The organism is Mesorhizobium sp. M7A.F.Ca.MR.245.00.0.0 (assembly GCF_003997415.1).
Classification (GTDB): Bacteria; Pseudomonadota; Alphaproteobacteria; order Rhizobiales; family Rhizobiaceae; genus Mesorhizobium.
This window is the reverse complement of record NZ_RZTE01000001.1, coordinates 589,483-597,515: the sequence shown is the minus strand read 5'-3', so window position 1 is coordinate 597,515 and position 8,033 is coordinate 589,483. Positions and strand designations below refer to the sequence as shown.

General features: G+C 64.4%; 8 protein-coding genes and 1 pseudogene. 5 read left to right on the top strand and 4 right to left on the bottom strand.

Translation table 11 applies throughout. The annotated features are described in order from the left end of the window. Window positions 1–106 precede the first annotated feature (106 nt). Window positions 107–1,252, bottom strand: a complete 1,146-nt coding sequence (locus EOB80_RS02990) for a KamA family radical SAM protein (RefSeq protein WP_127326605.1) — start codon at window positions 1,250–1,252, stop codon at window positions 107–109. A 160-nt stretch (window positions 1,253–1,412) separates the two neighbouring features. Between EOB80_RS02990 and EOB80_RS02985 the strand changes: the two genes are divergently transcribed. Next, window positions 1,413–2,348 carry a hypothetical protein gene (locus EOB80_RS02985; RefSeq protein ID WP_127326604.1) on the top strand — a complete coding sequence of 312 codons (936 nt, stop codon included), beginning with the start codon at window positions 1,413–1,415 and terminating at the stop codon, window positions 2,346–2,348. 28 nt (window positions 2,349–2,376) lie between these two features. On the opposite strand, the gene EOB80_RS02980 is transcribed toward EOB80_RS02985, so the two are convergent. Then, window positions 2,377–3,933 (bottom strand): serine hydrolase, encoded by a 1,557-nt coding sequence (locus EOB80_RS02980; protein WP_127326603.1) that lies wholly within the window; start codon window positions 3,931–3,933, stop codon window positions 2,377–2,379. Between the two features lie 103 nt (window positions 3,934–4,036). Between EOB80_RS02980 and EOB80_RS02975 the strand changes: the two are divergent. Further along, window positions 4,037–4,341, top strand: a pseudogene (locus EOB80_RS02975) (AMP-binding protein); the annotation flags it as partial. Window positions 4,342–4,388: 47 nt separating this feature from the next. Here the strand turns inward: EOB80_RS02975 and EOB80_RS02970 are convergent. Both EOB80_RS02970 and EOB80_RS02965 read right to left on the bottom strand, forming a co-directional pair. Continuing rightward, window positions 4,389–4,601: a 4-oxalocrotonate tautomerase family protein gene (locus EOB80_RS02970; protein ID WP_127269408.1), complete on the bottom strand. Its 213-nt coding sequence runs from the start codon at window positions 4,599–4,601 to the stop codon at window positions 4,389–4,391. A gap of 54 nt (window positions 4,602–4,655) precedes the next feature. Continuing rightward, window positions 4,656–5,414, bottom strand: coding sequence for an SDR family oxidoreductase (locus tag EOB80_RS02965; protein ID WP_127326602.1), 759 nt, complete (start codon window positions 5,412–5,414; stop codon window positions 4,656–4,658). A 102-nt stretch (window positions 5,415–5,516) separates the two neighbouring features. Here EOB80_RS02965 and EOB80_RS02960 point away from each other — a divergent pair, with 102 nt between their 5' ends. The 3 genes from EOB80_RS02960 (at window position 5,517) to EOB80_RS02950 (ending at window position 8,033) form a co-directional block, all read left to right on the top strand. Then, entirely contained in the window at window positions 5,517–6,410 is an 894-nt protein-coding gene (locus tag EOB80_RS02960) for a LysR family transcriptional regulator (protein ID WP_127326601.1), read from the top strand. Between the two features lie 286 nt (window positions 6,411–6,696). Then, complete coding sequence (locus tag EOB80_RS02955) at window positions 6,697–7,557, top strand: xanthine dehydrogenase family protein subunit M (protein ID WP_127326600.1); 861 nt, start codon at window positions 6,697–6,699, stop codon at window positions 7,555–7,557. Then, window positions 7,557–8,033: a (2Fe-2S)-binding protein gene (locus tag EOB80_RS02950; RefSeq protein WP_013530647.1), complete on the top strand. Its 477-nt coding sequence runs from the start codon at window positions 7,557–7,559 to the stop codon at window positions 8,031–8,033. The genes EOB80_RS02955 and EOB80_RS02950 overlap by 1 nt, the downstream gene beginning before the upstream one ends.

Here is an 8,033-nt window from a genome sequence, read left to right as displayed (position 1 = left end):
ACTATACGGGGAGAGGATGCCGGCCGGCAGGTGAGGGGCGGCGCAGACGCTGGCCATTATGAACGGTCGCTGTGACGCTGTAGGATTATCCGGGTGGATCCTGGCGTCACGAGCCTGGAATCTTCGAAGACTGTTCCTCTTGCGCGCCAACGATCTCCCTATATTCCCGCACTTCGCCATCGAGCCCGCGCAGCCGCCAGTTCTCCCCGTCCCGTCCCTCGACATGGCAAGGCCCGATCGGCACCTTGCCGCCGCCTTCCGGCAGGTCGAGCACATAGACGGGGTTGCAGATGCCCGACAGCCGCGCCCGCAGCGCTTCAGTCAGCGCCTGACCCTGTGCAATCGTCGTGCGCCGGTGCGCCATGCCGCGCGCGAGGTCGCCATGGTGCAGGTAGTAGGGTTTGACGCCGAGGCGGTACATCAGCTCGCGGCAGAGCTCCTCGAGCGCCTCGATGCTGTCGTTGACGCCCTTGAGCAGAACGCTCTGGTTGAGCAGCACGAACCCGGCTTGCCGAAGCGTGCGGCAGGCCACCTCGGTTGCGTCGGTGATTTCCCGCGCGTGATTGAAATGGGTGACGACGGTGACCATCAGCCGGCCCTGCAGCGCCGCGACGAGCCCTGATGTAATGCGCGACGGCAGCACCACCGGCACGCGCGTATGGATGCGCAGCAGCCGTACATGGGGGATCGCTTCTATGCGCGCGAAGATTTCGGCCAGCGCCTTGTCGGGCAGCGACAGCGGATCGCCGCCGGTCAGGATCACCTCGCGGATTTCGGGGTGGTCCGCGATATAGGCCAGCGCCGGCTCCAGCGCCTCGCGCGTATAGCCGCGGCCGATCGCGGTCAGCGATTCCTTGCGGAAGCAGAACCGGCAATAGACCGCGCATTGATAGGTCGGGAACAGCAGCACCCGGTCGGCATGGCGATGCGTCAATCGCGGCACCGGGCTGAAGTCATGATCGGCGATCGGATCGTCGAGCTCGCCCTCCCCCTCCTCCAACTCCTGCGGAGAGGGGATGACCTGCGCCCGGATCGGATCGGCCGGGTCATTCCAGTCGATCAGGTCGAGATAGGCTTTGGGCGCGCGCACCTTGTGCTTCACCGCCGCGGCCTGGGCGGCTGCGCGCTCGGCTGGCGACAACGGGAGGGACGCCAGGTCGCGCACGTGGCGCACGCCGGCGCGGACGTCCGCCTGCCAGTCGGTATCGGGATCGGCGGCGCGTGCATTGTGGAGGTTGGTGTCTGAAGTCATCAGGGTTCTCGGGGGCAGTTTCTGGCGGAGCTATCGGCCGGATGGCCATGCGGGTCAACCTTCCGGGGTGGTCGCCGCCATCAAATCAACCGCCTGCAAATCCGTAGGTATTTAGCCAAAATGGCACTATTCTGCACAGTCTGGGCTTCAGGGAAAACGAATGGACTTCAGCACAGGCCATGGTTACCTGCTCATCGGCGGCCTCATCCTCGTCGGTACTGGGCTGCTCATCCTGTCGCTGATCGTCAATTTGCGCGTCGCCCACAGTGTGCGCGACGACGTGCGCCATCGCGAAAAGCTGCTGGAATACCACCGCAACATCTTCTCGCAGTTGGGCGTGATCCTGATCGGCATCGGCGTGTCCCTGTTCATCTTCTTTTTCCAGCAGAATTACCAAGACCAGCGCAGACGCGAAGCGGATCTTCAGCAGGTTCTGGCCAAGCTGGCGGCGCGCATCGCTCGCGGCGCTCCCCTCGTCGAGTCACTTGGCGAATTCGACGGGCTGCTGGATGATGGCGGGGCCTATATTAGTCCCGAACTTGGTGGAACCAACGCCGCCATCGGCGCGCAGGGAGCGGAGCTTGGCAAGCAGGTCCGCGAAATCCTGCTGGTCGAGCGCGACGTCGACATCCGGGACTTCGACATCCTCAACCTGTCGCGCGATTTCGAGTCGTCGTTCGTCGTCAACGAGCTCGATCCGACGCTATGGTTCGACATCGTGCGCGACGAGAGCGAGATCAAATATGCCATCACCCAACTCACCCTCGACTACAAGGACCTGCAGGATGCGATCGGCGGCGAGCCGATCGAGGTTGCGATCGCCAATCCTGAAACGGAGCGCAAGATCAAGCACGAGGTGCTCGACATCTTCTACGATGCTGACCTCTTGCGCCAGCGCAGCAGGCGATTTCTCGGCCGTGCGTGCTGGCTTCTCAGCCACGGACGCAGCTTTGTCAGTCTTGCACCGGTCGATGCGATCGAGGCCGATGCGAGGTCACATCAGGAATGGATAGACAGGTCGAAGCCCTTGCTGGCGCAGACGAAATCGGGCAACGGCGATTGCTTCAAACTGCTCCGATACGGCCCCGCATCCTGACTCCCGGCGGCACCCTTCGATTTGGAAGTCAGTCCCCCACACGTTGCAGCGTGCCGAGATGATTGTCGTCGAGAAAACCTACGGTCATGGCCGACGCCTTGCCGTCAGCGCCGACCACAAAACTTACACCCGAGGGGCTATCCGGCGTCTCCGCATCGGGGAAGGTCAGGAAAAGGTCACCGTCGAAATGCCTCAATGAATAGGACCGGCCGGCGGCCGGGCCTACCCTGAGCACAAGGCCGTCTCCTGCTTTCGACACGATCGCGTCGCCGATGAAGTCGTTGGCGTACCGGCCGGCATAGACACTGTCCGGCCCGGCTGGCCGTGGCGGAGACGGCGGCGCGGCATAGGCGGCCTTGGCCGCCGCGACCGCCGGACCGAACAGGCCCGCATAGATATCATTCCACGCCTTGACCCAGTCCTTCTCGACGTTACCGTCGAAGACGAGATCGGCGAAGCTGTCGGACAATCCCTCCGGCAGGCCAGTCGGAAAGGCGTTGGCGACGATGACGATGCCCAGCTTCTCCTTTGGGAAGACCGTCACCAGGGTACGCGCCCCGACGCTGAAGGCGCCGGCGTGGCCCCAACTCAGGCCGTGTCGGCCGAATTCGACGTTCCAGCCGAGGCCGTAGAACGATGCGCCGCCGGAGACGGGGTTGTTGCCGCGCGCTATCAGCGGAACATGCGTCTGGCTTAGCGCATCGGCGGCAATCAGTGTCTTGCCTGCATAAACGCCGTTGCCGAGGATGAGGCGCACCCATTGCGAGAGGTCACGTGCCGTAGAGCTGACGCCGCCGGCGGGCGCCTGCGCATCCGGATTGCGCTCTATCCTCGCGGCCCAGGCGCCATCAACCTTGACGTGAAGCGCGGCGCGGTTGGTTTGCTTGACGAAGTCCGAATGACGGGAACTGGTCGAGGCCATGCCAAGCGGACGGTAGAGCTTCTCCTCGGCGACCTCCTCCCAGGGCTTTCCTGTCGGTGCCGCGGCTGCCACGGCACCCTCTGTCAATCCGAAATTGCTGTAGGAATACCCGGCGCGGAAGCTCGACGATGGTGGCACGAACCGCAGGCGATGCAGTATCTCGACGCGGTCGTAGCCAGTACCTTCGAGGTCGTCTCCGGCGGTGCCCGGAAGCCCGCTGCGATGCGAAAACAGGTCGCGGACGGTGAGCTGGCTTGCCGGATAAGGATCGGCCAACCGGAAGGCCGGATCGAGATCGGCGATCTTCGAATCCCAGGACACGATCCTGTCGCTAACCAACGCCGCCACGACGGTGGCGGAAACCGGCTTGGAAAGGGAGGCGATCTGGAACACCGTGTCGGCGTCGACGGTCTCAGGCTTGCCGGCCTCGCGATGCCCAAAACCCTTGAGGAAGATCACCTCGTCATCGCGCACGACGCCGATGGCGAGACCGGGTACGGCACCGTCCGCTACGGCGGCTTCGGCAAGCGCTTCGAGCTTCGACAGGGCAGCAGTGATGCGCTCGGGCGTGAGGGTATCGGCCGGCGCCGCGTGCGGCCAAAGCACCATTGCGGCGATGAAGACCCAAACCCTCCACTGACAGAGATTCCGATTCAGCCGCATGCACAAGCCTCCTCCCAAGCATTCACAAGGCCATGATACAGGCCCGCACGGGTGAGGCCAGCCCTTCTCGGGCCATTCGCGCAACCGGACGGTCGATCTCCTGATCGGCCGCGCCGACGACGTCATCGCCTCTGCCGGGCTACCGCATCGACATCGAAAGCGCGCTGATCGAACATCCGGCGGTCAACGAGGCAGCCGTCGTCGGTGTGCCCGACCCGCAGCGCACCGAAATCGTCAAGGCCTTCGTCGTTCTGGCGCCCGCCTTTTCGAGGCAGCGAGGCGCTGGCCGAGGAACTGGCGCAGCATGTCCGCAAGCGCCTCTCGGCCCACGCCTATCCGCGCGAAGTCGAGTTCGTCAGCGAGTTGCCGAAGACGCCCAGCGGCAAGATTCAGCAGTTCCTGCTGAGGTCCGAAGGACGGGCGAGACCCGTGGCTCGCCCGGGAATAGCTCGGCACTACTCCTTTGCGCGAAAAACCTCCGGCACGACGAACACTTCGTCGGCCCGGCCATAGCCGCCGTCGGCGACCTCCTCCACCAGCACCATCGTGAAGGGGCGCACACCCTCGCCGAAAAAGTCGACGAACATCGCTGTCGTTCGATGGATGAGGTCTTCCTTCTGCGCCCTGGAGAGCGCCGCTTGCGGTAACTTGATGTTGGCGAATGGCATGATCTTTTCCTTTCTGTGGAATTTCAGGTTCGGCGTTGAGCGGTCGGCGACGGCTCAGACGACGCCGCCATTGGCGCGGATGATTTGTCCGTTGACCCAGAAGCTGTCCGGCCCGGCCAGGAACGAGACCAGCCCGGCAATGTCGTCGGGCTGGCCGAGCCGGCCGAGCGGGATCATCTTGCCGATGGCCTCGATCTGCGCCTCGCTCTTGCCGTCCGTGAACAGCGCGGTCTCGATCGGTCCGGGCGCTACTGCGTTAACGGTGATGCGGCGCGCGCCAAGCTCCTTGGCCAGAATGTGGGTCATCGCCTCGACACCCGCCTTTGTGGCGGCGTAGACGCCGTAGCCCGGCTGGTAAAGGCCGACGACGCTGCTGGAAAAATTGACGATGCGGCCGCCGTCGCGAAGCCGGCGCGCACCTTCCCGCATGCCGCGGAACACCCCGCCGAGATTGATCGCGATCTGCGTGTCGAACGAAGCATCGTCGGTCTGCGCCATCGGCGACGTCTTCATGATGCCGGCATTGTTGACGAGGATGTCGATGCCGCCGAACGCCTTCTCGCCGGCGTCGAACAGTGCAGCGATACCGTTCGGATCGGCGATATCGGCCTGAACGGCGATCGCCTTGCCGCCGCCGGCTTCGATGCTGCGGACCAGTTCTTCGGCCTCGGCGCGGCCCCGTGCATAATTGATGACGACAGCAACGCCGTCGCGGGCGAGCCGTCGTGCGATGGCGGCGCCGATGCCTTTGGAGGCGCCGGTCACGATCGCGGTTCTGGTTTGGCCACCCGTACGTGTTTGATTGGATGTCATGGAAGTCTCTCCGTGTGTTGGTGACACGGATATAGGCCGGGCCACTTCCCGGATAATCGGCTGCCTATTGACATCACTATTCGGAAATTGCGAACAAAAGCCATGGATCGACTGGACACGATGCGGCTCTTCGTTCGCGTTCTGGAGCGGCGCAGCTTCACCGCTGCCGCGGCCGATCTCGGCCTGCCGCGTTCAACCGCGACGGAATCGATCCGGCGGCTGGAAGAGCATCTCGGCGCGCGGCTTCTGGAACGAACGACACGGCAGGTGAACGCCACCCAGGACGGCGAAGCCTACTATCGGCGCTGCCTGTCGATCCTGGCCGAGATCGAGGATGCCGAGGCCGCCTTCCGCAATGCCGAGCCTTTCGGCCTGTTGCGCATCGACGCCAGCACGCTGCTCACCCGCACCTTCCTCTTGCCGCGCCTGCCGGAGTTCCTCGCCCGCTATGTCAGGATCGACCTGCAGATCGGCCAGAGCGACCGGCTGGTCGATCTCGTGCGTGAAGGCGTCGACTGTGTGATCCGCGTCGGCGAGCCGCCCGACAGCGGCATGATCATGCGGCGGCTGGCTGTCATCCGCGAGATCACCTGCGCCAGCCCTGCCTATCTCGAACGCCACGGCACGCCCGTCTCCCCCGATGCGCTCGACGGTCACCAGGCGGTGGGCTTTGTTTCGTCGCGCACCGGCGAGACCCTTCCGTTCGAATTCACCGTCGCCGGCAGTATCCGTGAGGTGCGGCTGCCAGGCCGCGTCGCCGCCAACAATTCCGACACCGCCGCCGATCTGGCGCGGCTTGGCCTCGGCCTCATCCAGGCGCCGCGCTATCGCTTCGAAAAGGATCTGGCCGATGGGACGCTCGTCGAGGTGCTGGCCGATTACCCGCCCTCGCCGACGCCGCTGTCGGCGCTCTACCCGCAAAACAGACAGCTCTCGCCGCGCCTTCGCGTCTTCCTCGACTGGGCCTCGCGTATCTTCGCCGAGGCCGATCTCTAGGGCAATTCCAGGAAAAATGTGAAACGGTCTTCCGAGGAAAGCGCGTCGACGGGCTGAGCCGTTCAGGTCCAAAGGCGGATAAAAGCGAATGAGTGCACTTGATCCATAACCGAAGTTTCACGAAAATCATCCCAAAGCCGGTTGCCGCCAGTCAGTGCGCCACATTCGGTCTGTTGGACTGGATATTGCGGCGCCTGGCCTAATCGCCGCAGTTGAGGAACCGGATAGCCATTATGAGGAGACTGTTTATAACGGTCGCTGAAATCGCGATGACCAAGGGGAGACGATGCGCTACATACGTCCGCTTTCAATAGAAGATGCCGTTGGCCAGTTGGCCGGGTCGGCTGGTACGGCCGCCATCCTTGCAGGAGGCAGCGACCTCCTGGTCAGGATGAAGGGCGGCTTTGCCGAACCAGAGCTGATCGTCGACATCAAGGCGATCGATGGCTTGAGCGAGATCCGGGAAACGGCTGAAGGCTTCAGCATCGGCGCGGCGGTTCCCTGCGCCGTCCTGGGGGAGAACGCCGCCCTCAGGAAGGCATGGCCTGGTGTCGTCGAGGCGGCCAAGTTGATCGGCTCGAAGCAGGTGCAGGGACGCTGCACCATCGTGGGCAATCTCTGCAACGCCTCGCCGGCCGCCGACAGCGTGCCGGCGCTGGTTGCCGCCGGCGCCAAGGCAGTGGTCGTCGGGCTGGCGGGCCGGCGCACGATTCCCGTGCAGAGCGTGCCGACCGCGCCGGGCAAGACGTCGCTGGCCAAAGGCGAGATCATCGAGGCGATCCTGCTCGACAAGCGCGAGCCGCGGTCTGGCGATGCCTATCTGCGATTCATTCCGCGCACCGAGATGGACATCGCGGTGGTCAGCGCCGGGGTGAACCTGACGCTCGACGAGCACGGTGTGGTCAAATCGGCACGCGTTGCGCTGGGCGCCGTGGCGGCGACGGTGCTTCTGGTCGAAGAGGCGGCGGAGGTGCTCATCGGCTCCAGGCTGGACGAAGCGACGCTGGAGCGGCTCGCCAAGGTCTGTGCGGGCGCCTGCCGTCCCATCGACGACAAGCGCGGCACCATCGAATTCAGACGAAAAGTTGCGGGTGTGCTGGCCCAGCGGGCCGCCACATCAGCCTATGCACGTGCAGGAGGCAAATGATGGCTGGCATAGCAGTTTCAACCACAATCAACGGCGACGCTGTCGAGTATCTTTGCCAGCCCGACGAGACGCTGCTGGACGTCCTGCGCGATCGGCTGGGGCTGACGGGCGCCAAGGAAGGCTGCGGCACCGGCGACTGCGGCGCCTGCTCGATCATCCTCGACGACCGGCTGGTGTGCTCATGCCTGGTGCTCGGCGCCGAGGCTGAAGGCCGTCGCGTCGAGACCATCGAGGGCATGGCCCATGGCGATACGCTGCACCCGCTGCAGCAGAAGTTCCTCGAGCATGCGGCGCTGCAATGCGGCATCTGCACGCCGGGCTTCCTGATCGCGGCCAAGGACCTCCTGGCCAAGAACCCCGACCCGACCGAGGAGGAAATCCGCTTCGGCCTCGCCGGAAACCTCTGCCGCTGCACCGGCTACGACAAGATCGTGCGCGCCGTCCAGGACGCGGCCATCGTGATGAAGGGAGCCTGA